Origin of the sequence: Paucibacter sp. PLA-PC-4, from assembly GCF_026241155.1 — a bacterium.
In the GTDB taxonomy this organism is placed as follows: Bacteria; Pseudomonadota; Gammaproteobacteria; order Burkholderiales; family Burkholderiaceae_C; genus Roseateles_E.
This window is the reverse complement of sequence record NZ_JAPFGP010000010.1, coordinates 136,684-160,501: the sequence shown is the minus strand read 5'-3', so window position 1 is coordinate 160,501 and position 23,818 is coordinate 136,684. Positions and strand designations below refer to the sequence as shown.

Below are 23,818 nucleotides of genomic sequence, written 5' to 3'. Positions count from 1 at the left end.
GAGCATCCGCCATGTTGACCCACACTCCAGAAATGCCGCACGCGCTGCAACAGCTGCTGGACCGCGAGGCCGCCATCACCACTCTTGCACTGCCGCGCCGCAGCTTCCTGAAACTGGCCGGCGCGACAGCCGGCACAGGCCTGGTGCTCGGCGCATTCCCGCCACCGGCTGGTGCACAGGCCGCTGCGGCCGGACTGAAGCCGACGCAGCAACCTTCGGCCTTTGTGCAGATCGCGACGAACGGCGATGTCACCGTGACCATCAACCGGCTGGAGTTTGGCCAGGGCGTGCAGACCGGCCTGCCGATGATCCTGGCAGAGGAGCTAGATGCCGACTGGAGCCTTGTGCGCAGCCGCAACGGATCCAGCGACCCGGCCTATCTCGACCCGCTGTTCGGCCTGCACATGACCGGCGGCTCGAATTCGATCAAGAACAGCTACACGCAGTACCGCGAGCTCGGCGCCCGCGCACGTGCCATGCTGCTGAGCGCCGCTGCGCAGCGCTGGAACGTGGATGTAGCCACGCTGCGCACCCGGGCCGGCGAGGTCATCGCCGCTGACGGCCGCAAGCTGGGCTATGGTGCGCTGGCCGAGGCCGCTATGGCCCTGCCGGTGCCCGAACAGGTGAGGCTGAAGGACCCCAAGGACTTTCGCCTGATCGGCCGGCCGACGACGCGGCTGGACGCGCGCGCCAAGAGCAGCGGCCGGCAGGACTTCGGCATCGACACTCGCCTGCCCGGCCAGCTGACCGCCGTGGTCGCGCATCCGCCGGTGTTCGGCGCCCGGCTGCGCTCACTGGACGACAGCGCGGCACGCGCGATCAAGGGTGTCAAGGCGGTGCTGCGCATCCCGGGCGACCTGGGTGGCGAGGGCGTGGCCGTGGTGGCGGACGGCTACTGGCCGGCCAGGCAGGGACGTGAGGCGTTGAAACTGGATTGGGATGCGAGCAGCGTCGAAAAGGTCGACAGTGAGAAGCTGCTGACCCAGTACCGCGAGCTGGCGAATCAGCCCGGCGCGCGCGCTTTCGATGCCGACATGGCGCCACTGGCCACTGCGCCGCGCCAGATCGAGGCCGAGTTCATCTTCCCCTATCTGGCCCATGCGCCGATGGAGCCCTTGAACTGCACGGTTCGCCTCGGCAAAGATCGCGCCGAGCTGTGGGTCGGCACACAGTGTCCGGGGCTGGATGCCGCAGCGGCCGCCGGCGTGCTGGGGCTGAAGCCCGAACAGGTGACGATGCAGGTGCAGATGGCGGGCGGTGGCTTCGGCCGGCGCTTTGTCGGCTCCAGCGACTATGTGGTCGAGGCCTGCCACATTGCAAAGGCTGCCCGCGCCGCCGGCCTGGACGCGCCAATCCGCACGCTCTGGAGCCGCGAGGACGATATCAAAGGCGGCTACTACCGGCCTATGCATCTGCACCGCGCCCGCATCGGCTTCGATGAGCGGGGCAATGTACTGGCCTGGGACCATGTGCTGGTCGGCCAGTCCATTACCACGGGCACTGTGTTCGGGCAGTTCATGGTCAAGAACGGCATTGATGGCACGGCTACCGAAGGCCTGCGCGACCCCTATCCGGTGCCGATGCGGCTGACGGTGCACCACCCCAAGGTAAATGTGCCGGTGCTGTGGTGGCGCAGCGTGGGCTCGACGCACACCGCGTATGTCATGGAGACTCTGCTCGACGAGATTGCCCGAGCCACCAAGCAGGATCCGGTGGCCTATCGCTTGCGCCTCATTGGTGACAAGCATCCGCGCCACCGTGCTGCGCTGCAATTGGCTGTCGACAAGAGCGGCTATGGCAAGAAACAACTCACGGCCGGCCGCGCCTGGGGCGTGGCGGTGCACGAATCCTTCAGCACCGTGGTGGCCTACGTGGTGGAGGCGTCGGTGAAGGACGGGCAGCCGGTGCTGAACCGCGTCACCGCCGGCGTGCACTGCAATCTGGCGATCAACCCGCGCAGCATCGAAGCCCAGGTGCAGGGTGCGGCGCTGATGGGCTTGTCGATGTGCCTGCCCGGTGCGGCGATCACGCTGAAAGACGGCGTCGTCGAGCAGAGCAATTTCGGCGATTTCGCGGTGCCGCGCATTACCGATATGCCGCAGATCGCCGTGCACATCGTGCCCAGCGCCGAGCCGCCGACGGGCATGGGTGAACCTGGCCTGCCGCCGCTGGCGCCAGCCTTTGCCAATGCGATCGCGCGCCTGACCGGCAAGCCGCTGCGCGAGCTGCCCTTCAAGTTAGCCTGAACGCCACTCAAATCACATTGAGTTCCAAATAGGGGCGACCTGCCGCGATGCGCTTTGGTGTCAGCGGGCCCAGGTCCAGGCTGCGGTACTCGCCGTGTGCGATCCACTCGGCCAGGCCGCGGCCGACGCCCGGCGCATGCTGAAGGCCGTGACCCGAGAAGCCGCAGGCCAGCAGCAGGTTAGGGCAGGCGTCGAGTGGGCCGACCAGGCCGTTGTGGTCGAAGGCATTCATCTCGTAGTAGCCGGCCCAGGCGCGCTGCGGGCGCAGGCTCTCGAAGCCGGGCACGCGCGTTGCCAGTGCCGGCCATAGCCGCTCTTCGAACAGCCCGGGCTCGGGGTCCAGCGGCAGGCCGTCGGCATCTTCGCCCAGCGGCGGGCCGCCGCAGATGAACTGCCCTTCTCCCTCGGGCCGGAACCACAGCCCAGAGGGATCGATCACCAGCGGGCAGTCGGCGGCCGGTTCGGGCGTGCGAAAGGCGTAGACGCTGCGGCGCTTGCCGCTGACCGGCACGGCCAGGCCCGCGGTGCCGGCCAGCGCACCGGACCAGGCGCCGCAGGCCAGCACGTATAGGTCTGCTTGTAGCAGACCGCTGTCGGATTCGACACCGACCACGGCGCCACTGGCGTCGCGCCGCAGCGCGAGTGCCTCAGCGCTGAGGTACTGCACGCCCAGGGCCTGGGCCCGGCGCTTCAACGCCTGCAGCAGGCCCCAGCCGTCAAACCAGCCCTCGCCGCTGCGGCCCCAGGAGCCCAGTGCCAGGTCTTGCGTGGCCAGCCAGGGCCAGCGCTCGCTCAGCTGCGCCGGGGAGAGCAGGGCAATGTCGGCACCATGCACGGTCTGCAGCGCATTGAGCTCGCGCAGGTCATTGGCGCCAGCCGGGCTGGCCAGATAGAGATAGCCGCGCTCGACCAGTCCGGCTTCGGCGCCCGCTGCGCGCAGCACTTGCAGGCCATACTGCGACAGCGCGATGTTCAGCGGGGTCGAGAACTGCTGGCGTATCGACGCGGCCGATAGGGCCGAGGAGGCCTGCGCATAGCTCGGGTCGCGCTCCAGCACGCGGATATCGAAACCCGGCTCGGCGCCCAGATGGGCGGCGATGGCGCTGCCAATGGCGCCGCCGCCGAGGATCAGGACCTGGGTCTTCAAACTTGTTCGGCAAACACCCGGGGCTTGCCGTCGCGGTCGATCGCCACATAGGTCAGGTTTGCCTCGGTGACCTTGACCACCTGAGGGTTGGCCGGATTGCGCTCGGCCACCACCTCGACATGGACCGTGATCGAGGTGCGGCCGATGCGCTTGACCTGAGCATAAAAGCTCAGCAGGTCGCCAACCGAAACCGGCTGCTTGAAGATGAACTCGTTGACCGCGACCGTTGCGACCCGTCCGCGCGAGACCCGGCTTGGCAAGACCGAGCCGGCCAGGTCGACCTGGGCCATGATCCAGCCGCCGAAGATATCGCCGTTGGCATTGGCATCGGCCGGCATGGGCATCACTCGCAGCACCAACTCGCGCGGCATGCCGGGCTGGCTGCTGGGGGTGGCGTTGTTTTCAGGGGAAGGGCTTGAAGCGTGGCTCATGATGCATACCTGGGAAAATTGGACTCATTGTCGGCGACCGCCCGATGTCCAGCAAAAAACATGCGCACAAGCCTCTCGACCCCGGCCGCCAGCCCTGAGCCCGCCGCCGCACCGGCCATGCCCCGCTCTGACTGGGCGACGATTGCCAAGCTGCTGCCCTATCTGTGGCGCTACCGCTGGCGGGTCGGTTTGGCGCTGGGCTTCATGCTGGGCGCCAAGCTCAGCAATGTCGGCGTGCCGCTGCTGCTGAAACAACTGGTCGACAGTCTGTCGCTGAAGCCCGGCGATCCGCAGGCCCTGCTGGTGCTGCCGCTGGGCCTGCTGCTGGCCTACGGTGCGCTGCGCCTGATGACCTCGCTGTTCACCGAGTTGCGCGAGCTGATCTTCGCCAAGGCCACCGAGGGCACGGCGCGCAGCATCTCGCTGCAGGTGTTCCGTCATTTGCATGATCTGAGCCTGCGCTTTCACCTCGAGCGCCAGACCGGCGGCATGACGCGCGATATCGAGCGTGGAACGCGGGCCGTGCACTCGCTGATCTCGTACTCGCTCTACAGCATCGTGCCGACCCTGATCGAGGTGACCCTGGTGCTGGGCCTGCTGGCCGTCAAGTACGACATCTGGTTTGCCGGCATCACGATCGCTGCCCTGGTGCTCTATGTCAGCTTCACCGTGCTGGTGACCGAGTGGCGCACCAAGTTCCGCAAGCAGCTCAACGAGCTCGACTCGGTGGCGCACAGCAAGGCAATTGACTCACTGCTGAACTACGAGACGGTCAAGTACTTCAACAACGAGGACTTCGAGTCGCGCCGCTATGACGAGAGCCTGGAGAAGTTGCGCCGCGCGCAGCTGAAGTCGCAGTCCACGCTGTCACTGCTGAACACCGGCCAGCAGCTGATCATCGCGACCGCGCTGGTCGCGATGCTGTGGCGCGCGACCCAGGGTGTGGTGACTGGAACCATGACCCTAGGGGATCTGGTGATGGTCAATGCCTTCATGATCCAGCTCTACATCCCCTTGAATTTCCTCGGCGTGATTTACCGCGAGATCAAGCAAAGCCTGACCGATTTGGACAAGATGTTCACGCTGCTCGAGCGCGACCGCGAGGTGGCGGATGCGCCGGGCGCGCCGGCGCTGCGCATTGAAGGTGCGGGGGTACGTTTCGAGAATGTCAGCTTTGCCTACGAGGCCGCGCGACCCATTCTGAAGAACCTCAGCTTCGAGATTCCGGCCGGCAAGAAAGTGGCCGTGGTCGGCCCCAGCGGCTCGGGCAAGAGCACGCTGGCGCGCCTGCTCTACCGCTTCTACGACCTCGACGCAGGCCGCATCCTGATCGACGGCCAAGATGTGCGCGGCGTGAGTCAGGGCTCGCTGCGCCGCGCGATCGGCATCGTGCCTCAAGACACGGTGCTGTTCAACGACACGGTGGCCTACAACATCGCCTATGGCCGGCCCGGCGCCTCGCGCGAGGAGGTCGAGGGCGCGGCCCGCGCCGCCCATATCCACGACTTTATCGCGGCCACGCCCAAGGGCTACGAGACCATGGTCGGTGAGCGCGGGCTCAAGCTTAGCGGTGGCGAGAAGCAGCGGGTGGCGATCGCCCGCACCCTGCTGAAGAACCCGCCGATCCTGATCTTCGATGAGGCGACCTCGGCGCTGGACTCTCGCAATGAGCGGGCGATCCAGGCCGAGCTGGAGGCGGTGGGGCAGAACAAGACTGTGCTGGTGATCGCGCACCGACTCTCCACCGTGGTCGATGCGCATGAGATCCTGGTGATGGAGCAGGGCGCCATCATCGAGCGTGGCCATCACGAGGATCTGCTGGCGCGCGGCGGGCGCTATGCGCAAATGTGGCGCCTGCAGCAGTCCGGAGGTGTCGCTGCCGAGCAGCCGGCTTGAATGAAAACGACCCGCCGGGGAGGCGCGTTGCTGATCTAGGGCAGGCGTGGACCTCAAAGCGAGGGGCTGCGGCGCAGGGCTACACTGAACAGTGTGGAAACCAAATGGCTTGAAGATTTCGTCAGCCTGGCCGAGACCCGCAGCTTTTCGCGCTCGGCTCAGCACAGGCATGTGACTCAACCGGCGTTCTCGCGCCGCATCCAGGCGCTGGAGGCCTGGGCAGGGGTCGACCTGGTGGACCGCAGTTCCTACCCGACACGGCTGACCGCCGCCGGCGAGACCTTGCTGGGTCAGGCCGTCGAGATGCTGGGCAGCCTGCAGGCCACCCGCAATATGCTGCGCAGTCACCAGGCGGTGGGGCAGGACATGATCGAGTTCGCGGTGCCGCACTCGCTGGCCTTCAGCTTCTTTCCACACTGGCTGATGGACTTGCGCCAGCGCTTCGGCGCGGTCAAGAGCCGGCTCAATGCGCTGAATGTGCACGACGCGATGATGCAGCTCAGCGAGGGCAACTGCGATCTGCTGATCGTCTATCACCACCCCAGCCAGCCGCTGCAACTCGACCCCGAGCGCTACGAGATGGCCTCGCTGGGGCACGAGACCCTGGCCGCCTATGCCAAGGCCGATGCCCAGGGGCGGCCGCTGTTCGCTCTGCCCGGGCATCCGGGTCAGAAGATTCCGTTCCTAAGCTATGCCTCCGGAGCCTATCTGGGCCGGCTGGTCGAGCTGGTCGTCAAGGACTCGCCGACGGCACTGAACCTTGATTCGATTTACGAGACCGATATGGCCGAGGGCTTGAAGGCGATGGCGCTGGAAGGCCACGGCCTGGCCTTCCTGCCGGCCAGCTCGGTCAAGAAGGAACTCAAAGCCAAACGCTTGGTGCAGGCCACGGCAGCGGGCTCGTATGAGCTGAGCATGGAGCTGCGCATCTACCGCGAACGACCCGAGGCGGCGCGGCGCAGCAAGCCGGTGGCGCTGGCGCTGTGGGATTACCTGACGCAGCGAGGCTAAGAGTAAGGAACTAGGAAAAACCCTGAACGCTCATGTTTGTGCTGCATAACCGTGCGTGCATTCGGCATTGGGCGATCAGCGAACGCACCGTTAGAGTCCGGCCCTTCATCAGCGTGCTCGGCAAATAGTGGCTCAAATCTTGCTGCAGATGCGGCAGGAGGTCGGATATGCGTGAAACTCCGTACCCGGCGCTCGGCCGGTCCGTGATCTGCTTGGCGTTCTCGTAATGATTCTGAAAGAGGAGCTTCCATGAAAAAGACATTGCTTGTGTTGGCCGTCGTTGCCGGTTTTTCCATGTCGGCCCAAGCCGATACGCTGAAGAAGATCAAGGACAGCGGCGCCGTTACGATGGGCGTGCGCGAGTCCTCCGGCGCGCTGTCCTACACCCTGGGCGATGGCAAGTTTGTCGGCTACCACGTCGAGATCTGCCAGAAGGTGCTGGCCGATGTGCAGAAGTCCCTGGGCCTGGCCAAGCTGGACGTCAAGTACCAGCCGGTGACCTCGCAAAACCGCATCCCACTGGTGCAAAACGGAACCGTCGACATCGAGTGCGGCTCCACCACCAATAACGCGGCGCGCCAAAAGGACGTGGCCTTCGCAGTCACGACCTTCGTCGAGGAAGTGCGCATCGCCGTCAAGGCCAGTTCGGGCATCAGCTCGATCGCCCAGCTCAATGGCAAGAATGTCGCGACTACTACCGGCACGACCTCGGTCCAGACCCTGCGCAAAAACGAGCGCGCCACCGGTGTGGACTTCAAGGAAGTGTTCGGCAAGGACCACGCCGACAGCTTCCTGCTGCTGGAATCGGGCCGTGCAGACGCTTTCGTGATGGACGGCGCCATCCTGGCTGGCAATATCGCCAAGGCCAAGAACCCGGCGGACTTCAAGCTGGTGGGCGATGTGCTGTCTGTCGAGCCTATCGCGATCATGATCCGCAAGGATGACCCGGCCTTTAAGAAGGCAGTGGACGACAGCATCAAGGCGATGATGAAGTCTGGCGAGCTGGCCAAGCTGTGGACCAAGTGGTTCGAGCAGCCGATCCCGCCGTCCAACACCAAGGTCGGTATGCCGGCCAACGACAACACCAAGGCTGCCTGGGCCAACCCCAATGACAAGCCGATGGAAGACTACGCGAAGAAGTAAGCGCAAGGCCTGAGGGCATTAACACGGGGCCGCTCGGCGCAGTTCGGGCGGCCTCGATTTTTTGACGGAGGTAGCGGTGGCTACATGGGATTGGCAGGTGTTCTGCAAGGACACCATCGATGGGGAGATGGTGCCGCGCTGCTTTGGCAGCGGCGGCAGCATCACCTACCTGGACTGGCTGTTGTCGGCCTGGGGGTGGACGCTCAGCGTGGCCGTGTTGGCCCTGGTAGTGGCTTTGGTCGTCGGATCGGTGATGGGCATTCTGCGCACCACGCCGAGCAAGGCGCTGGTGGCCCTGGGCAATACCTGGACCGAGCTGTTCCGCAACATCCCACTGCTGGTGCAGGTCTTTCTCTGGTACCACGTGCTGCCTTCGCTGTTCACTCCGCTGCGTGAGGTGCCCAGCTTTGTGCTGGTGGTGTTCGCGCTGGGCTTCTTCACCTCGGCACGGATCGCCGAACAGGTCAAGGCCGGCATCCAGAGCCTGCCCACCGGCCAGCGCTATGCTGGCTTGGCGATGGGCTTCACGCTGCCCCAGACTTACCGGTATGTGCTGCTGCCGATGGCGTTTCGCATCGTTATCCCGCCGTTGACCAGCGAGAGCATGAATATCGTCAAGAACTCCTCGGTGGCGTTCGCGGTCTCGATCGCCGAGCTGACGATGTTCGCGATGCAGGCCCAGGAAGAAACCTCGCGCGGCATCGAGGTCTATCTGGCCGTGACCGGCCTGTATTTCGTCTCGGCCTTCGCCATCAACCGCATCGCGCTATTCATCGAGCAGCGCGTCCAGGTGCCCGGCATCCTCGGAGGTGGCCGATGAATCTCGATTTTTCCTTCCTCGACTGGAGCGTCGTCTCCAGCTTCATCATCAAGGGCCTGATCTTCAGTGTCGAGCTGACGCTGATTGCCACCTTTGGCGGAATCGTGCTGGGCACGCTGCTGGCGTTGATGCGCTTGTCGGGCAAGAAGTGGCTGGTGCTGCCGGCGGCCTTCTATGTCAACACCTTGCGCTCCATCCCGCTGGTGATGGTGATCCTGTGGTTCTTCCTGCTGATCCCTGCGGCCTTCTACGCTGCCGTCGGCGGCGACTGGGGCTCCAGCAACCGCGCCGAGCTGTCAGCCATCATTACCTTCACGGTATTTGAGGCCGCCTACTTCTCGGAGATCATGCGCGCTGGCATCCAGAGTGTCCCCAAGGGTCAGGTCTACGCCGGCTACGCGATGGGCATGAGCTATCGCCAGACCATGCAGCTGGTGGTGCTGCCCCAGGCCTTCCGCAATATGCTGCCGGTGCTGATGACACAGACCATCATCCTGTTCCAGGACACCTCGCTGGTCTATGCGATCGGCGCCTACGACCTGCTGAAGGGTTTCGAGATCGCCGGCAAGAACTTTAACCGGCCGGTCGAGACCTACCTGGTAGCCGCCGTCGTCTACTTCGTGATCTGTTTCAGCCTGTCGATGCTGGTGCGTCGGCTGCAGAAGAAGATCGCCATCATTCGCTAGAGAGCTTTGGCCATGATTGATATCAAGAACATCTCCAAGTGGTACGGCCCCTTCCAGGTGCTGACCGACTGCAGCACGACGATCAAGAAGGGCGATGTGGTCGTCGTCTGCGGCCCCTCGGGCTCGGGCAAGTCCACGCTGATCAAGACCGTCAACGCACTGGAGCCGATCCAGAAGGGCGACATCATTGTCGACGGCATCTCGATCTCCGACCCCAAGACAAACCTGCCCAAGCTGCGCGCCCGGGTTGGCATGGTGTTTCAGAATTTCGAGCTGTTTCCGCACCTCTCGATCACCGAGAACCTCACGATTGCCCAGATCAAGGTGCTCGGCCGCAGCCTCGATGACGCCAAGGCCCGCGGCCTGAAGATGCTGGACCGCGTGGGCCTCATCGCCCAAAAAGACAAGCACCCCGGCCAGCTGTCCGGCGGTCAGCAGCAGCGGGTCGCGATCGCGCGCGCGCTGTCGATGGACCCGATCGTGATGCTGTTCGACGAGCCGACCTCGGCGCTGGACCCCGAGATGGTCGGCGAGGTGCTGGACGTCATGGTGCAGCTGGCCAACGAGGGCATGACGATGATGTGCGTGACCCATGAGATGGGCTTCGCCAAGAAGGTCAGCGACCGCGTGATCTTCATGGACGCCGGCAAGATCGTCGAGGATTGCAGCAAGGACGATTTCTTCGGCAAGCCCGAGGAGCGCTCGCCGCGCGCCAAGGACTTCCTGGCGAAGATCTTGCAACACTGAGGAAGGCCAGGCGTGCATATTGCACGCCTGGCCAGCACACACCGCGCGCAGCGCGCCCAAGCCCCCGCCCCGTCATCGGCGCGGGGTTCTTTCTTGGGGACACTGAGCGCATGAATTTACTGCACACCCCCACCCTGATGCTGGTGCTGCTGCTGGGGCATGGCCTGCTGGCCGTGGAGATCCTGCTGGCCGAGCGTCGCCTGGTGGCGCGCGAGGCCCTGCGCCGCTGGGCCGTGGCCGCGGGCCTGCTGGTGCCCGGTCTGGGCCTGCTGGGCGCGCGCCTGTGGTTGCCCGAGGCGCTGTGTGTGGTCGCGGGCAACGTGCTGGTGCTGCTGGCCAGCCTCTTCATCGCCGACGCCATGCACCGCTTCGTGCGCGCCCGGCCGCTGCCGCCGCGCCTGTGGCGCGCTCTGGCGCTCAGCCTTCCGGCCCTGCTGCTGCTGGTGCCGCTCACGCCTCCGCAGCGGGTGCTGGCCATGTCCGTGCTGTTGCTGGCCGCGCCCGCCTGGTGTGTGTGGCTGTGGTGGTGCGATCGCGCACGCCTGGAGGCCTCGCTGCGCAGCGTGGCTCTGATGCAGCTGCTGAGTCTGCTGGTGCTGCTGGCCCGCATCGCCCATGTGCTGATGGAGCCCGGGGCCTACCAGGATCTGGCCTTAGGCAATACCGTGCAGGGCCTGCTGCTGCTGGTCAGCGCTCTGAGCATGCTGGGTGCGGGGTTTGGCTTCGTGCTGGCCTGCTCGGAACGCGCCGCGCGCCTGCTGCGCGCCCAGGCTGACCATGACGATCTCACCGGCGCGCTCAACCGCAGAGCTGCCGAGCTGCAGCTTGAGCATGCGCTGGCGCGCCTGCGCCGCGAGGGCGGCAGTCTTGCTTTCGTGCTGGTTGATCTGGACCACTTCAAGCAGGTCAACGACCGCCACGGCCATGCCGTGGGCGATGCGGTGCTGCAGGCCTTCGTGGCCCGGCTCAAGGCGCGGCTGCGCGCCTCGGATGCGGTGGCCCGCTACGGCGGCGAGGAATTCGCCCTGCTGCTGCAGGGCGCGGATGCGGTGGCGGCTCTGGCCCTGGCCGAGCAGCTGCGCGAGGCGGTGCAGGACCTGCGCGTGCCCGACGGGCGCGGGGGGCAGGTCAGTGTCACGCTCTCGGCCGGCGTGGCCCTGGGTGAGGGCGCGGCCACGCCTCAGGGCCTGTACCGCGCTGCCGACGCGGCGCTTTATGCGGCCAAGCGCGGCGGCCGCAACCGCGTGCACCTGGCCAACGAGTGCCCGGCCTGATCAGGGCTCGATGGCCGCACCCGCCACGGTCTCGCCTGCGGCGATGGTGCCTATCAGCGTGGCCTTGCCGTTTGCCAGATCGATGCGGTACCAGCGCGAAACGCTGCCCTGGCTCACCGCGGCATAGGCAACGTTGGACAGGTCCGAGATGTCCAGTGTGGCGCGGGCGAAGTCGCCGATACCCAGCGAGCCCACGGTGTACAGGCGCCCGGTATTGGGCGAGACCATGGGCTGCACACCTTCCTTCGTGCCCTGGTGCACCAGCGTGCCCAGCTTGCCGTCCAGCGCGTAGTTGGTCGTGATCTTCTCGTTGTCCTTGTTGTAGGTGTAGCCGGCCGCGACGAGGGCGGCCGCCTTGCCTGCGTTGGCGTCGGCGGCGTCATAGGCCAGCCGGCCGTCGAATTGCAGGCCCGCCTGGTCCGCATTGCCATCGACCACCGCGCCGGTGTCGGGGTGCAGGCGCAGATTGAAGCCGGCGTCGTTGACGACGCGGATGCGGTCCACGGTCGGGTTGAAGTCGAAACCCCATTCGGCGGCACCCTCGCGCGGCAGGGCTGCCGGCGTGCCAATGCGGCTGGCGCTGCCGTCGGCGGTGTTGATGCGGTAGAGCTGGCCGCTGTCGCCCATGGCGAACAGCTGGCCCTTGGCGACTCGGTAATCGATACCCAGCAGCCGCTCCTCGGCGCCCAGGCCGCTCAGTGCCTTGCTGCTGAGGATCTTCTGCGGCTGGCCGGCGTTGAACTGAATCAGCCGGTTGCTCGCAGTCACCGCATAGATCATCTCCTTGGCCGGCGGCCCAACGGTTTCAGTGCTGGCGCAGGCGGCGAGCAGGCTGGCGGCGATCAGGGACAGGGCGTGACGGGACATGGCTTCTCCGTGCTGTGGGGGTCATCGATTGTTGGTGAGCGCCGTCGCCACTGTCCAGGGAATAGCGGGGGCTTCCCGCGGGATTTCCGCCGGGTGACGGGTGCGACAATGCCGGCCCATGAGTACCGCCACCCCCACCCAGCTGAGCCTGATCCGCCCCGACGACTGGCATGTGCACCTGCGCGACGAGGCCGCGATGCAAAGCGTCGTGCCGCACACCGCGCTTCAGTTCGCCCGCGCCATCGTGATGCCAAATCTGCGCCCGCCGATCACGACGGCCGCCCAGGCCCAGGCCTACCGCCAGCGCATTCTCGCGGCCGTGCCGCAAGGCCTGAAGTTCGAGCCGCTGATGACGCTGTACCTGACCGACCTGACCCCGGTCGACGAAATCAAGCGCGCCAAGGACGCCGGTGTTGTCGCGCTCAAGCTCTACCCGGCCGGCGCCACGACCAATAGCGATGCGGGCGTCACCGACATCAAGAAGACCTACAAAACGCTGGAGGCGATGCAGCGCGAGGGTCTCTTGCTGCTGGTGCATGGCGAGGTGACCGACCCGGACATCGATGTGTTCGATCGGGAGGCCGTCTTCATCGACCGTGTGATGACCCCGCTGCGCCGCGATATGCCCGAGCTGAAGGTGGTGTTCGAGCACATCACGACCAAGGAGGCCGCCCAGTACGTGGCCGGTGCCGACGCTTACACGGCCGCGACCCTGACCCCCCAGCACCTGCTCTACAACCGTAACGCCATCTTCACCGGTGGCCTGCGCCCGCATTACTACTGTCTGCCTGTGCTCAAGCGCGAGGAGCACCGCCTGGCCCTGATACGGGCAGCGACGTCGGGCAGCACGAAATTCTTCCTCGGCACCGACAGTGCTCCGCACGCCTCGGTGATGAAGGAAAACTCGGTCTGCGGCGCCGGCTGCTTCACCGCGATGTGCGCGCTGGAGCTTTATGCCGAGGCCTTCGAGGCTATGGGCGCGCTCGACAAGCTGGAGGCATTCGCCAGCTTCAACGGAGCCGACTTCTACGGGTTGCCGCGCAATACCGAGCGTGTCACGCTGCGCAAGCAGGACTGGACCCTGCCCGACAGCGTGCCCTTCGGCCAGGCGCGACTCAAACCCTTGCGCGGCGGCGAGGCGCTGGGCTGGAAACTACTCTGACAGCACGGCTTCCTGGCTGCAAACCGGCTAGCATGGCCGGCGACGCAACGAGGAGGGAAGTGACTTGCGCAAACTCTTGATCGTGGCCGGCCTGCTGCTGCAGACCCTGGCCCAGCCGCTGCTGGCTCAGCCGCAGCCGGCACCCACCCCCCCGGCAGCAGCCGCCAGCGCGCCGGCGGCTGCGGTCTCGGCTACCGCCCGGCGCATCTACGAGCGGGCCCGTGGCCAGCTGCTTCAAATCCGCACCCTGCTGAAGAATCAGGACAGTCAGGCCTCGGTTGGTTCGGGCTTTCTGGTCAGCGAGGCTGGCCATGTGATTACCAACTATCACGTGGTCAGCCAGGCCGCGCTGGAGCCCGAGCGCTACCGGCTGCGCTACGCCGGCACCGAGGGCCAGGCGGGCGAGCTGGAGCTGCTGGACTTCGATGTGCGGCGCGATCTGGCGCTGCTGCGTGTGGTCGGGGCTGGGCTCAAGAATGCCGGCGCACTGAGCTTTCGCCCACTGGACGAGCCGCTGTCCAAGGGCGACCGCATCTACTCGATGGGCAATCCGCATGACGTTGCTTTCGCCGTGGTCGAGGGGACGTACAACGGCCTGGTCGAGCGCAGCTTCGATGCGCTGATCTACTACTCGGGCAGCATCAACTCGGGCATGAGCGGCGGCCCGGTGCTGGACGAGGACGGCCGGGTCGTCGGCATCAATGTTTCGGCGATGTTCTTCGCTCAGCAGATGAGCTTTCTGGTGCCGGCCGAGTTTGCGCTGCGCCTGTTCGAGCGCAGCCGCGCGAGCAAGCCGCTGGCTGGCCCGGCCTGGCCGCGTCTGCGCGAGCAGCTGATGGCCTATCAGGATGAGCTGGTGACCCGCTTCATCGCCCAGCCCTGGCGCGGCGCCGACCATGTGCGCTACCGTCTACCGGTGCCGCAGGAGCAGTTCATGCGCTGCTGGGGGCGCGGCACCCCGGCCGACAGCAAGGGCCTGGACTTCCAGCGCTCGCAGTGCCGGATGGAGCATGCGATCTTCATCAATGGCGCGCTGCAGACCGGCTATCTGGACATCTCGCACGAGGCCTATGACGGCGCCAAGCTCGGCGCCCTGCGTTTTGCCAAGCAGTATTCGGGGAGTTTTCGCAACGAGAACCTGGGCCGCTCCAACAAGCAGCGCACCGCGCCGCATTGCCGCGAGGAGTTCATCCAAAAGGACGTCAAGGAGGGGCCACCGCTGCGCGCGGTGATCTGCCTGAGCGCCTACCGCAAGCTGGCCGGCCTGCATGATCTGAGCGTGCTCGTGACCACGGTGGACGGCGCGACCGAGGGGGCTCTTGGCCGTTTCGATGCCCGCGGCATCAGCTTTGACAACGCGCTCAAGCTGAGCGCCCATTACCTCGGAGGCTTCGGATGGACGCGCGCGCAGCAGCAGTGATCGAGGTGCTGGGCCGCGACGGCCAGGTGCGCGCCACCCACAAGCTGCAGGCCTGGCCGGTCTCGATCGGCCGCTCGCCGGATTGCGACATCGTGCTGGACGATAGCCACCTGGCCGCCACCCATGCAAGGTTGAGCCTGGACGAATCCGGCCCGCAGCTGGCCCTGCTGCCCAGCCTGAATGGCGGCCAGCTGGGCCGGCGGCGGCTGGTGCCCGGTGAGTCGGTGGCCCTGGGGGCCGGCGCGGTATTCCAGCTTGGCGCTACCCAGTTGCGCCTGCGCCGCAGCAGCGATGCGCTGACGCCGGAGCAGCCGCTGCTGCTGGCCGCCGGTGCGCCGCCGCTGCGCTGGCTGGCGGGCCTGCTGCTGCTGTGGCTGGGCGCGCTGTGGCTGGACCAGTGGAGCTCGCTGAACCCGGGCTCGCCCTGGATTGACTACGCCGGCGCCATCCTGATGCCGCTGGGCCTGCTGCTGAGCTGGGCCGCGCTCTGGGCTCTGGTGACCCAGCTGTTCCAGCACCGCTTCCCCTTCGCCAGCCATGTGTGGCGGGCCCTGGTCGGCGTGGCGCTGATGAGCATGGCGGGCGCGCTGCTGCCCTTGCTGGCCTACGCGTTCTCGCTGCGCCAGCTGCTGCCGCTGGAAGGGCTGATCCTGCCGCTGGGGCTGGCGGGCCTTGTGTACTGGCATGCCAGCCTGGTCTGGCCGCGCGGCAGGCGTGCGCTGGCCTTCGGCGTGCTGGGCTTTCTGGTCTGCTCGCAGGCCCTGCTGGTGGCCAGGCGTCTGGACCAGCAGCACTGGTTCGGCCCACCGTATCTGAGCGCGCTGCCGCCGCCGGCGCTACGCCTGGTCGCCCCCCAGCCGCCCGAAGCACTGATCGATTCGCTGCGGCCGCTGGAAGCCGAGCTGGCCCGCCAGGCCAAGAAGGACGACGAGGAGCAAGCCGAAGACGGCGGGGACTGAAGCGCGCTCAGCCTTTCAGGCCAGCGTGCGCAGCGCCAGCTCCTGCATCGCATCGGCTGCGGCCGATGTGCGTGAGGCCCGGCTGCGCATCAGCGCCACGGCCATCGTGGGCAGCGGTGGCAGGCCCTGCTTGTCGCCGAGGATCTGCAGGCCCGGCGGCACGCTGCAGCGCGTCAGCACGGCCACCGCCAGCCCGCTCTCGACCGCTGCCAGCTGGCCCGCCAGGCTCGCGCTGTTGTATGCGATGCGATGGCTGCGCCGCTGGGCGTTCAGCGCCGCCAGCGCATCGCGGCGCGCCATGCTGCCGCTCTCGTAGACCGCTACCGGTAGCGGCTCACGCCGCCAGGCCTCATGCTGGGCGGCTCCGACCCAGACCAGGGGCTCGTCGAACAGATGGGTGCCACGGCCGGGTTTGTCCTGCGAGACCAGGGCCAGATCGAGCTCACCGCGCTGCACCTGCGGGATCAGCGCGGTCGACTGCTCGCAGGCCAGCTCGATCTCGACCCCGGCATGGCGGTTGGCGAAGCTGCGCAGCAGCGGCGTCAGATAGCTGGCCGCATAGTCGTCGGGCACGCCCAAGCGCAGCCGTCCTGCCAGCTGCGGGCCGTGCAGCGCGGTCAGTGCCTCGCCATGCAGCTCCAGCATGCGGCGCGCAAAAACCAGCAGCTCCTGGCCGCTAGGTGTCAGCTCCAGATGGCGCGGGCCGCGCAGCAGCACCGGTCGACCGACGGCCTCTTCCAGCTTGCGCAGCTGCATGCTGACGGCCGATTGCGAGCGGTGCAGCAGCGGCGCGGCGGCCGATAGCGAGCCGGCGTCGACCACCGCGACAAAAGCGCGCAGCCAGTCCAGTTGCAGATCCCGCATCCCTTGCTCCAGCTATTCGATAAACGAATGGTAGCCAGCAAAACTATCCGCTTCACAGGATTTTCGTGCTGACCGAGCATTCCGGCATGACTGCATCAACACTCGCTCCCGTATCGACTGCCTCCCGCGAACAACGCCAGGGTCAGGCATTGATGCTGGCCGGCGGACTGCTGTTGGGCACGCTGGGCGTGTTTCTGGAGGAGGCTGGCCAGGATCCGCTGACGGCGGTCTGGTTCCGCTGCGCGTTTGGCGGCCTGGCCTTGCTGGCCTGGGGGCTGATCAGCGCTCGCCTGGGCGAGCTGTGGCTGGCGCGGCGTGGGCTGCTGGCTGCGGTGGCGGCCGGCCTGCTGATGCTGCTGAATTGGGGCCTGTTCTTCGCGGCGATCGAGCGCACGTCGATCGCTGTGGCCACCGTGGTCTTCCATGTGCAGCCGCTGCTGGTGATGGCCTTCGGCGTGTTGTTCCTGCGCGAGCCCTTCAGCCGCCGGCAGGGGGTGGCGGCGCTGCTGGCCCTGCTGGGCCTGGCGCTTGCCGCCGGCCTGACGAACCAGCTGCAGGCGCTCGACCGCGCCTATGTCTGGGGCCTGCTGATGTGTCTGGGCGGCTCGCTCAGCTATGCGGCCGTGACCCTGATCGCGAAGTCCGTACGCGGGGTCAGCTCTTTCGCGCTGGCCTGGTGGCAGTGCGCGGTCGGGAGCCTCGCCTTGCTGGCCTGGCCGCTGAGCCAGGGCTGGCCGGCCTGGGGGGCGGCCTGGGGTTGGCTGGCTGGTCTGGGTCTGATCCACACCGGTCTCGCCTATGTGCTGCTCTATGCCGGCATCAACCGACTGCCGGCCGGCCGTATCGCGGTGCTGCAGTTCGTATATCCGGCGGCGGCGGTGCTGGTCGACTGGGCCGTCTATGGGCGCTCGCTGAGCCCGCTCCAACTGCTGGGAGTCGCGATGATGGCAGCCGCCATCGCGAGCCTGAAGCGATGAACGATAATACGGTCGTGAAGCAAGCCAGACCGCCGCTGGCCCGATCAGGGAAACCTGGGGCTGGAGGAAGGTCCGGACTGCATAGAGCGGCGTAGCAGCTAACGGCTGTCCGGCGTGAGCCGAGGATCAGAGCAACAGAGACGAGTCGATCAAACGTGCGGGGTGCATGCCCTGCGGGACCATGAGCGCAGCCCATGGGATCGGGTGAAACGGGCAATCTCTACGCGCAGCAACACCAAGTAGGCCAGTATCGAGGCGGCTCGCTGAGCTGGCGGGTAGGTGGCACCGAGCCGGGCAGTGATGCCCGGCCCAGAGGAATGGCGGTCACAGGACCCGGCCCGCAAGGGTCAGGTTTTGCACAGAATCCGGCCTATCGGCTTGCTTCACTCTTTTCATTGCCGCTGAGCAAGGCCTCGATGGTCTGCTGCACCGCCAGCGCCTCGGCATAGCCGGGCAGGCTGTGCGAGCGGCCCTCGATCAGCGCCACCCATTGGTCCAACTGGTCGGCCTGGCTGCTGGCCCGAAGGGCGTCGGAAGAACCCAGCGGCTGCCAGCCCTCGCTGCGGCGCTGCTGGGTGACTCCGAACCACTCGCGCAGCTCGATCTCGCCCTCGCTGGCGCGCCACAGCATGCGGTTGTGATCGGGCACCGACACATCGCTGGCCACCCGGGCGGCGATGCGGATGGGCACGCCGGCCGCTTTGAGGCAGGCGCTAAGTGCGGTCTCGGCGCTGCGGCCGTCGCCGGGGTAGTCGACCTGACTGTCCAGCACCTCGGCATGGCCCAGCACGCGCTGCAGCACGAAGACGAAGTGCGACAGCACCTCGCGAGTGAAGCCGCCTTCCTCACGTTCGGCCAGCCAGGCACCGGCGCCGGCCTGCCAAGGGCGCGGCCAGGCGGCGAAAGCCACTTCGAGGTCGATCGAGCTCAGCGGGCCCAGCGGTAGCCGGGAGGCCGCGCCAAAGGCCAGTTGCAGTGCGCCCAGGCCCGGCGCCGAGGCCAGCGAGAAGTTCACCGCAGCACGCTGCTTTTCGCGGGCGATGCGGGCGATGACCTCGTTTGCGGCGGGGAAGTCCACCGTCAGCGGCTTTTCGCAGAACACCGCCAGGCCGGCATCGAACGCTAGATGTGACAGGCTCATGTGCGCGGCAGGCGGTGTCGCGATGTACAGGCTGTGCAGGCCGGGTGTGGAGATCAGTTGCTCCGCACTGGCGGCGGGCTTGAGCTGCGGGTAGGTGGCCAGGGTCTGAGAAATGGCCGCCGGATTGGCATCCCAGACCCACGCGGCTTTCAGCCGCTGATGGCTGGACAGCCGAGCCAGCATGCGCTGGCCCATCACGCCCAGGCCGATGATGCCGATGTTCAAGGGTTCCGTCATTGTTCCGTCATGCCATAGCCACAGGAGTGCCGAGTTTAGAGGGCGCCGCTACACTGCGGCCCTGCCCATCAGACCTGCCGACCGAGCGGGCGTGTAGCGCACAAAACCCCGATGAATCCCGATGCCAGCACCCTTTGGCGCGCACCGCGCTGGGCTCTTGCCGTCCTGCTGGCCTGTCTGGGCATGGTGGGGCCGTTTTCGATCGACACCTATCTGCCGGCCTTCTCAGGCATTGCGCAGGCGCTGAATGCGACGCCGGTGGAGATGCAGCAGACCCTGTCCAGCTATCTGCTGGGCTTTGCTGTGATGAATCTGTTCCATGGCGCGCTGTCCGACAGCTTCGGCCGCCGCCCAGTGGTGCTGTGGGGCATGGTGGTGTTCACCTTGGCCTCGCTGGGCTGCGCGCTGGCAGGCACGATAGGCCAACTGGTGTTCTGGCGCACCGTGCAGGGTATGTCCGCCGGCGCCGGCGTCGTGGTCTCGCGGGCCATCATCCGCGATATGTTCCCGCCCTCTGAAGCGCAGCGGGTGATGTCCCAGGTCACGATCTTCTTTGGCATCGCGCCGGCGATCGCGCCGATGGTGGGCGGCTTTTTGTTCGTCCATGCCGACTGGCACTCAATCTTCTGGTTCTTGGTGCTGGTTGGCGCAGCCCTGGTGGTAGCGAACTGGCGACTGTTGCCCGAGACCCTGCATCAGGACCAGAAGCAGCCCTTTCATGTCGGTTCGTTGATGCGCGGCTACCGGCAGATGTGCACCAACCGGCGCTTTCTGCTCCTGGCCCTGGCCAGTGGCATCCCGTTCAACGGCATGTTCCTCTATGTTTTGGCGGCCCCGGTTTTTCTCGGCGAGCACCTGCATCTGGCGCCGACCCAGTTCTTCTGGTTCTTCTGCTTCTCGATCGGCGGCATCATGGGTGGCGCCTGGATGAGCGGCCGGCTGGCCGGCAAGATCAAGCCACGCCACCAGATCCGCCACGGCTTCGTGATCATGCTGCTGGTCTCGGTGCTGAACGTGACGCTGAACCTGCTGCTGGAACCCAGCCCCTTCTGGGCCCTGCCGGTGATCGCGGCTTTTGCCTTCGGCTGGGCACTGATGGTGCCGGTCGTGACGCTGATGGTTCTGGACCAGGCGCCGGACCGGCGTGGCATGGCTTCCTCGTTACAGGCATGCATTGGCAGCGCGGCCAATGGCCTGGTGGCCGGCGTCGTCGTGCCGCTGGTGATGCACTCGACCGTGGCGCTGGCGCTGGCCTCGATGTGCATGATGGGTATCGGCTTGGTGGCCTGGATCAAGGTCAAGCCGCAGATGTATTGAGACCCGGAGGCCCCCTGCAGACTCAAGACTGACGCCAGCCGGCCGATGATGACGGGGTGGGGGGCCGCATGGGCGGCGCCGGAAGAAGTCATGTTGTCATCGATACGGGCGCTTTCGCCCAGCCATGCTTGTCTGTTGATGCTGCTGTTCGTCGCCTCAGCCGCCGTTGCCCAGGGCCGGCCTGCGGCCATGAGCACGAGTAAACCGCCGAAGCCGCCGGTGGCGGCGGCCGTCATCGACCCGGCGGCCAGCGACGAGTCGGCTGACACGCTGCGCCAGCGTCTGGCCGAGCGGCTGACTTCGAAGACCGAGCCCATCGCAGCGCCCAAAGCGCGCAGCCGCGTCGACGAGCGCGGCACCAGGCCTGCGCCGGCCAAGATGGCCGCGCAGATCCACTGGGCCTACGGCGGGGAGGGTGCGCCCGAGCATTGGGGCGGGCTCAAGCCCGAGTACCGCCTCTGCGCCATCGGTACGCGCCAGAGCCCGATCGACATCCGCGACGGCATCCGGGTCGATCTGGAGCCCATTGAGTTCGACTACAAGCCCAGCAGCTTCGCCGTGCTGGACACCGGCCACACGGTGCAGGTCAATATCGCGCCGGGCAACTTCCTGCAGGTGATGGGGCGACGCTTCGAGCTGCAGCAGTTCCACTTCCACCGGCCCAGCGAGGAGCGTATCAACGGCCAACAGTTCGATATGGTGGCCCATCTGGTGCACAAAGACGCCGAGGGCCGGCTCGCGGTGCTGGCCGTGCTGCTGGAGCGAGGCCCCATCCACCAAGCGCAGCCGCTGGTGCAGACCGTCTGGAACAATCTGCCGCTGGAAAAACATGAGGCGCAGCCGGGGCCCGGAACGCTGAACCTACTGCAACTGCTGCCCGAGGACCGCGCCTACTACACCTATATGGGCTCGCTGACGACGCCGCCCTGCAGCGAGGGCGTGCTGTGGATGGTGATGCGCCAGCCGGTGCAGCTGTCGGGCGAGCAAATCGAGATCTTTGCCAAGCTCTACCCAATGAATGCCCGCCCGCTGCAGAAGGACTCGGGCCGGCTCATCAAGCAAAGCCGCTAGCCCTCAGTTCGTCGGTGTGGCCTGCTTGCTGAGCCACAGCCGCAAGGTGGCGAACAGCTGCTCGGCGACCACCGGCTTGGCCACGTGGTCGTTCATGCCGGCGTCCAGGCAGCGCTGGCGCTCCTCGGCGAAGGCGTTGGCCGTCATCGCCAAGATGGGCAGATCGCGGCCGCGGGCGCTGCGGCGTATCGTGCGGGTCGCATCCAGCCCGTCCATGACAGGCATCTGCACATCCATCAGCACCAGCGCATAGTCCTGCCGCTCCACCATGTCCACCGCCTGCTGGCCGTCCTCGGCCACATCGACCTGCAGACCGGCGCTGGACAGCAGGGCCACCGCGACCTCCTGATTGACCGCGTTATCCTCGGCCAGCAGCACGCGGGTGCCGGCGAAGGACTTCTGCAGATCCTGCGCCACCTGGTTGCGGCTCAGTGGCAGCGGCAGCCGGGCCCGGCCCTCAAACTTCTCCACCAGCACGGTGAACCAGAACAGGCTGCCGGCCCCAGCTGCGCTCTCGACCCCGACCTCGCCATGCATCAGCCGGGCCAGGCGCCGGCAGATCGCCAGGCCCAGGCCGGTGCCCCCGTAGCGGCGCGTGGTCGAGCTGTCCGCCTGCTCGAAATCCTGAAACAGGCGCTGCTGCACATCTTCGGCGATGCCGATGCCGCTGTCACGCACCTCGAAACGCAACTGCACCGAGTTGCCTGACTCCTGAGCCACCTTGGCACTCAGTCGCACAAAACCATGGTCGGTGAACTTGACCGCATTGCCGGCGAAATTCAGTAGCACCTCGGCAATGCGTTGCGCATCGCCCAGTAGCGGGCGGGCTGCCAGCGCAGGGTCGAGCTCGAGTTCGACCTTCAGCCGCTTCTCAGCCGCGCGCTGCGCCAGCATGCTGGAGATGCCGTCCATCACCTGGCCGACGGTGAACTCGGCGCGGTCCAGCTGCAGTTTGCCGGCCTCGATCTTGGAGAAGTCCAGCACATTGTTGATGACGCTGAGCAGATGCTCGGCGGCGTCGGCCACCTTGCGCAGCCGCTCCTGCTGCTCGGGCTCGACGACATCACGTCGCACCAAATAGGTCAGGCCGATGATGGCATTCATCGGTGTGCGGATCTCGTGGCTCATATTGGCCAAGAAGGCGCTCTTGGCCAGGCTGGCGGCCTGGGCGGCCTGCGTGGCCTCGGCCAGCTCGGCGGTGCGCGCCTGCACCAGCTCTTCCAGATGATGGCGGTAGCGCTCTAGCTCCAGTGCATCGCGGCGCTGGCGCGAGATGTCGGTCAGAAATCCGTGCCACAGCACGCCGGAGCCGTCCTGCCCTTCCTCGCGCTGCGCGATCGCATTGCCGTACAGCCAGCGCTCGCTGCCGTCGGGGTGGTGAGTGCGGAACTCCTGCTGCCAGGGCGTCAGATGGCGGGCCGAGGCGAGCAGCGAGTCCATCACCGGCTTGCGGTCCTCGGCATGCAGCTGACCGAACCAGGCGCTGGCATCCTCGGCCAGCTCGTTGGCGCTAAGGCGGAAGTAGTCCTTGACCGCCTCGCTGACATAAGCGAACGCGAACTCGCCATTGCCGCGCAGGCGCAGCTGATAGACGACGCCCGGTACGGTCTCGGCCATGCCGCGCAGCCGGTTGATCAGGTCGCGTTGCGACTCGAACTGCTGCTGCAGCGCGTCGCGCATATGTTCCAGATGCCCGCCCAGGCGGCCGATCTCGTCATCGCGCTCGCGCTTGAGCCGAGCCGCGAAGCGCCCGGCCGCCAGATCGTTGGCGAAGCCGCCGAGCTCGCGCAGCGGCCGCATCACGCGGGAGTTCAGCAGCGCCAGGATCAGCGCCAGCGAGATCAGCAGCTGGCCGCCAACAGTGGCTCCGTACAGCCAGCGCTGGCGCGCCAGCGCGGCGCTCGCCAGATGGTCGTCCAGCTCGATCTGGATGTGGCCGATGCGGGCGCTGCCGCGATAAATCTCGCGCTCGCCCTGGTAGAGCTGGCCTTTCTGGCGCTCCGGGAAGCGCATTTCGATGAAGGGCACACCTTGCGAGGCATCGCTGACTCGAACCCGGACCACCTCGGGTGACTTCATGATGGCCGACACCACCTCGCGGGCGGCCACTGCGTCCAGGTTCCAAAGCAGCTCGGGCAGGCTGGAGGCCAGCACATCGAGCTTGGCCTGCAGCTCTCGCTGCTGGATCTGCTCAGCCTGCTGCGGTTCGCGCAGACCGATCAGGATGCCACCGATGATCAGCGCCGGCAGCAGCAGGCCGATGCTGGCGCCCATCGCAATGGCGACAAACAGCGAGCTGGAAGCTTTGCGGCTCAATATGACCTCGAACACGTCCTGTGCAGGGATGCGTCCGACTGTAACCCCGGCCCAGGCCCACGAAAGCCGGATCTGTGCCGGCAAAG

The 23,818-nt window shown here is 66.5% G+C and carries 20 protein-coding genes, 1 other RNA gene and 1 pseudogene; 16 read left to right on the top strand and 6 right to left on the bottom strand.

Annotated features, from left to right (window positions below):
* Positions 1–11 precede the first annotated feature (11 nt).
* A complete protein-coding gene (locus OOZ63_RS16890; protein ID WP_266006751.1) occupies positions 12–2,246 on the top strand; it encodes a xanthine dehydrogenase family protein molybdopterin-binding subunit in 2,235 nt (744 codons plus the stop codon).
* 7 nt (positions 2,247–2,253) lie between these two features.
* Here the strand turns inward: OOZ63_RS16890 and OOZ63_RS16885 are convergent, their stop codons facing one another.
* Both OOZ63_RS16885 and OOZ63_RS16880 read right to left on the bottom strand, forming a co-directional pair.
* Positions 2,254–3,393: an NAD(P)/FAD-dependent oxidoreductase gene (locus tag OOZ63_RS16885; RefSeq protein ID WP_266006750.1), complete on the bottom strand. Its 1,140-nt coding sequence runs from the start codon at positions 3,391–3,393 to the stop codon at positions 2,254–2,256.
* On the bottom strand, positions 3,390–3,764 hold the full coding sequence (locus tag OOZ63_RS16880; protein WP_137941296.1) for an acyl-CoA thioesterase: 375 nt from the start codon (positions 3,762–3,764) through the stop codon (positions 3,390–3,392). The genes OOZ63_RS16885 and OOZ63_RS16880 overlap by 4 nt, the downstream gene beginning before the upstream one ends.
* A gap of 120 nt (positions 3,765–3,884) precedes the next feature.
* Here OOZ63_RS16880 and OOZ63_RS16875 point away from each other — a divergent pair, with 120 nt between their 5' ends.
* From OOZ63_RS16875 to OOZ63_RS16845, 7 genes are all read left to right on the top strand, one after another.
* Positions 3,885–5,720, top strand: coding sequence for an ABC transporter ATP-binding protein/permease (locus OOZ63_RS16875; RefSeq protein WP_323055757.1), 1,836 nt, complete (start codon positions 3,885–3,887; stop codon positions 5,718–5,720).
* A gap of 93 nt (positions 5,721–5,813) precedes the next feature.
* A complete protein-coding gene (locus OOZ63_RS16870) occupies positions 5,814–6,731 on the top strand; it encodes a LysR substrate-binding domain-containing protein (protein WP_266006749.1) in 918 nt (305 codons plus the stop codon).
* Between the two features lie 249 nt (positions 6,732–6,980).
* Positions 6,981–7,874: an amino acid ABC transporter substrate-binding protein gene (locus tag OOZ63_RS16865; RefSeq protein WP_266006748.1), complete on the top strand. Its 894-nt coding sequence runs from the start codon at positions 6,981–6,983 to the stop codon at positions 7,872–7,874.
* Between the two features lie 127 nt (positions 7,875–8,001).
* Positions 8,002–8,694, top strand: coding sequence for an amino acid ABC transporter permease (locus tag OOZ63_RS16860; RefSeq protein ID WP_266006821.1), 693 nt, complete (start codon positions 8,002–8,004; stop codon positions 8,692–8,694).
* Positions 8,691–9,380 (top strand): amino acid ABC transporter permease, encoded by a 690-nt coding sequence (locus OOZ63_RS16855; RefSeq protein WP_266006747.1) that lies wholly within the window; start codon positions 8,691–8,693, stop codon positions 9,378–9,380. Before OOZ63_RS16860 ends, OOZ63_RS16855 begins: the two co-directional genes overlap by 4 nt.
* A 12-nt stretch (positions 9,381–9,392) precedes the next feature.
* Positions 9,393–10,127 carry an amino acid ABC transporter ATP-binding protein gene (locus tag OOZ63_RS16850; RefSeq protein WP_266006745.1) on the top strand — a complete coding sequence of 245 codons (735 nt, stop codon included), beginning with the start codon at positions 9,393–9,395 and terminating at the stop codon, positions 10,125–10,127.
* A gap of 110 nt (positions 10,128–10,237) precedes the next feature.
* On the top strand, positions 10,238–11,401 hold the full coding sequence (locus OOZ63_RS16845) for a sensor domain-containing diguanylate cyclase (RefSeq protein WP_266006744.1): 1,164 nt from the start codon (positions 10,238–10,240) through the stop codon (positions 11,399–11,401).
* Here the strand turns inward: OOZ63_RS16845 and OOZ63_RS16840 are convergent, their stop codons facing one another.
* Positions 11,402–12,268 (bottom strand): DUF4394 domain-containing protein, encoded by an 867-nt coding sequence (locus tag OOZ63_RS16840; protein WP_266006743.1) that lies wholly within the window; start codon positions 12,266–12,268, stop codon positions 11,402–11,404.
* A gap of 118 nt (positions 12,269–12,386) precedes the next feature.
* Between OOZ63_RS16840 and pyrC the strand changes: the two genes are divergently transcribed.
* The 3 genes from pyrC to OOZ63_RS16825 all read left to right on the top strand — a co-directional run bounded on the left by pyrC (position 12,387) and on the right by OOZ63_RS16825 (position 15,809).
* The gene (gene pyrC, locus OOZ63_RS16835; protein WP_266006742.1) at positions 12,387–13,430 is read left to right on the top strand and encodes a dihydroorotase; all 1,044 of its coding nucleotides are present in this window, start codon (positions 12,387–12,389) and stop codon (positions 13,428–13,430) included.
* A gap of 64 nt (positions 13,431–13,494) precedes the next feature.
* Entirely contained in the window at positions 13,495–14,850 is a 1,356-nt protein-coding gene (locus tag OOZ63_RS16830; RefSeq protein WP_266006741.1) for a S1 family peptidase, read from the top strand.
* Complete coding sequence (locus tag OOZ63_RS16825; protein WP_266006740.1) at positions 14,826–15,809, top strand: FHA domain-containing protein; 984 nt, start codon at positions 14,826–14,828, stop codon at positions 15,807–15,809. Before OOZ63_RS16830 ends, OOZ63_RS16825 begins: the two co-directional genes overlap by 25 nt.
* A gap of 15 nt (positions 15,810–15,824) precedes the next feature.
* Here OOZ63_RS16825 and OOZ63_RS16820 read toward each other — a convergent pair whose 3' ends face one another.
* A complete protein-coding gene (locus OOZ63_RS16820) occupies positions 15,825–16,673 on the bottom strand; it encodes a LysR substrate-binding domain-containing protein (RefSeq protein WP_266006739.1) in 849 nt (282 codons plus the stop codon).
* 86 nt (positions 16,674–16,759) lie between these two features.
* On the opposite strand from OOZ63_RS16820, the gene OOZ63_RS16815 reads away from it, so the two are divergent.
* The 3 genes from OOZ63_RS16815 (at position 16,760) to OOZ63_RS16805 (ending at position 18,596) form a co-directional block, all read left to right on the top strand.
* Positions 16,760–17,650 carry a DMT family transporter gene (locus OOZ63_RS16815; RefSeq protein WP_266006738.1) on the top strand — a complete coding sequence of 297 codons (891 nt, stop codon included), beginning with the start codon at positions 16,760–16,762 and terminating at the stop codon, positions 17,648–17,650.
* 16 nt (positions 17,651–17,666) lie between these two features.
* Positions 17,667–18,039: RNase P RNA component class A (gene rnpB / locus OOZ63_RS16810), an RNA gene on the top strand.
* 101 nt (positions 18,040–18,140) lie between these two features.
* A complete protein-coding gene (locus tag OOZ63_RS16805; protein WP_266006737.1) occupies positions 18,141–18,596 on the top strand; it encodes a hypothetical protein in 456 nt (151 codons plus the stop codon).
* Positions 18,597–18,668: 72 nt separating this feature from the next.
* Here the strand turns inward: OOZ63_RS16805 and OOZ63_RS29225 are convergent.
* A pseudogene (locus tag OOZ63_RS29225) lies at positions 18,669–19,028 on the bottom strand (Gfo/Idh/MocA family protein); the annotation flags it as partial.
* 111 nt (positions 19,029–19,139) lie between these two features.
* Here OOZ63_RS29225 and OOZ63_RS16800 point away from each other — a divergent pair.
* Together OOZ63_RS16800 and OOZ63_RS16795 are read left to right on the top strand one after the other, a co-directional pair.
* Positions 19,140–20,345: a multidrug effflux MFS transporter gene (locus OOZ63_RS16800; protein WP_266006736.1), complete on the top strand. Its 1,206-nt coding sequence runs from the start codon at positions 19,140–19,142 to the stop codon at positions 20,343–20,345.
* A gap of 189 nt (positions 20,346–20,534) precedes the next feature.
* Positions 20,535–21,416 carry a carbonic anhydrase gene (locus tag OOZ63_RS16795; protein WP_266006735.1) on the top strand — a complete coding sequence of 294 codons (882 nt, stop codon included), beginning with the start codon at positions 20,535–20,537 and terminating at the stop codon, positions 21,414–21,416.
* Between the two features lie 3 nt (positions 21,417–21,419).
* Here OOZ63_RS16795 and OOZ63_RS16790 read toward each other — a convergent pair whose 3' ends face one another.
* Entirely contained in the window at positions 21,420–23,732 is a 2,313-nt protein-coding gene (locus OOZ63_RS16790) for a response regulator (RefSeq protein WP_266006734.1), read from the bottom strand.
* Positions 23,733–23,818 lie beyond the last annotated feature (86 nt).

Excerpts from the sequence above, each read along its gene's own strand:
- OOZ63_RS16890 (WP_266006751.1), top strand. The coding sequence starts at position 12 with ATGTTGACCCACACTCCAGAAATGCCGCACGCGCTGCAACAGCTGCTG.
- OOZ63_RS16880 (WP_137941296.1), bottom strand. The coding sequence starts at position 3,764 with ATGCCGCGCGAGTTGGTGCTGCGAGTGATGCCCATGCCGGCCGATGCC.
- OOZ63_RS16875 (WP_323055757.1), top strand. The coding sequence starts at position 3,885 with ATGCGCACAAGCCTCTCGACCCCGGCCGCCAGCCCTGAGCCCGCCGCC.
- OOZ63_RS16865 (WP_266006748.1), top strand. The coding sequence starts at position 6,981 with ATGAAAAAGACATTGCTTGTGTTGGCCGTCGTTGCCGGTTTTTCCATG.
- OOZ63_RS16860 (WP_266006821.1), top strand. The coding sequence starts at position 8,002 with ATGGTGCCGCGCTGCTTTGGCAGCGGCGGCAGCATCACCTACCTGGAC.
- OOZ63_RS16855 (WP_266006747.1), top strand. The coding sequence starts at position 8,691 with ATGAATCTCGATTTTTCCTTCCTCGACTGGAGCGTCGTCTCCAGCTTC.
- OOZ63_RS16850 (WP_266006745.1), top strand. The coding sequence starts at position 9,393 with ATGATTGATATCAAGAACATCTCCAAGTGGTACGGCCCCTTCCAGGTG.
- OOZ63_RS16845 (WP_266006744.1), top strand. The coding sequence starts at position 10,238 with ATGAATTTACTGCACACCCCCACCCTGATGCTGGTGCTGCTGCTGGGG.
- OOZ63_RS16840 (WP_266006743.1), bottom strand. The coding sequence starts at position 12,268 with ATGTCCCGTCACGCCCTGTCCCTGATCGCCGCCAGCCTGCTCGCCGCC.
- pyrC (WP_266006742.1), top strand. The coding sequence starts at position 12,387 with ATGAGTACCGCCACCCCCACCCAGCTGAGCCTGATCCGCCCCGACGAC.
- OOZ63_RS16825 (WP_266006740.1), top strand. The coding sequence starts at position 14,826 with ATGGACGCGCGCGCAGCAGCAGTGATCGAGGTGCTGGGCCGCGACGGC.
- OOZ63_RS16820 (WP_266006739.1), bottom strand. The coding sequence starts at position 16,673 with ATGCGGGATCTGCAACTGGACTGGCTGCGCGCTTTTGTCGCGGTGGTC.
- OOZ63_RS16815 (WP_266006738.1), top strand. The coding sequence starts at position 16,760 with ATGACTGCATCAACACTCGCTCCCGTATCGACTGCCTCCCGCGAACAA.
- OOZ63_RS16800 (WP_266006736.1), top strand. The coding sequence starts at position 19,140 with ATGAATCCCGATGCCAGCACCCTTTGGCGCGCACCGCGCTGGGCTCTT.
- OOZ63_RS16795 (WP_266006735.1), top strand. The coding sequence starts at position 20,535 with ATGAGCACGAGTAAACCGCCGAAGCCGCCGGTGGCGGCGGCCGTCATC.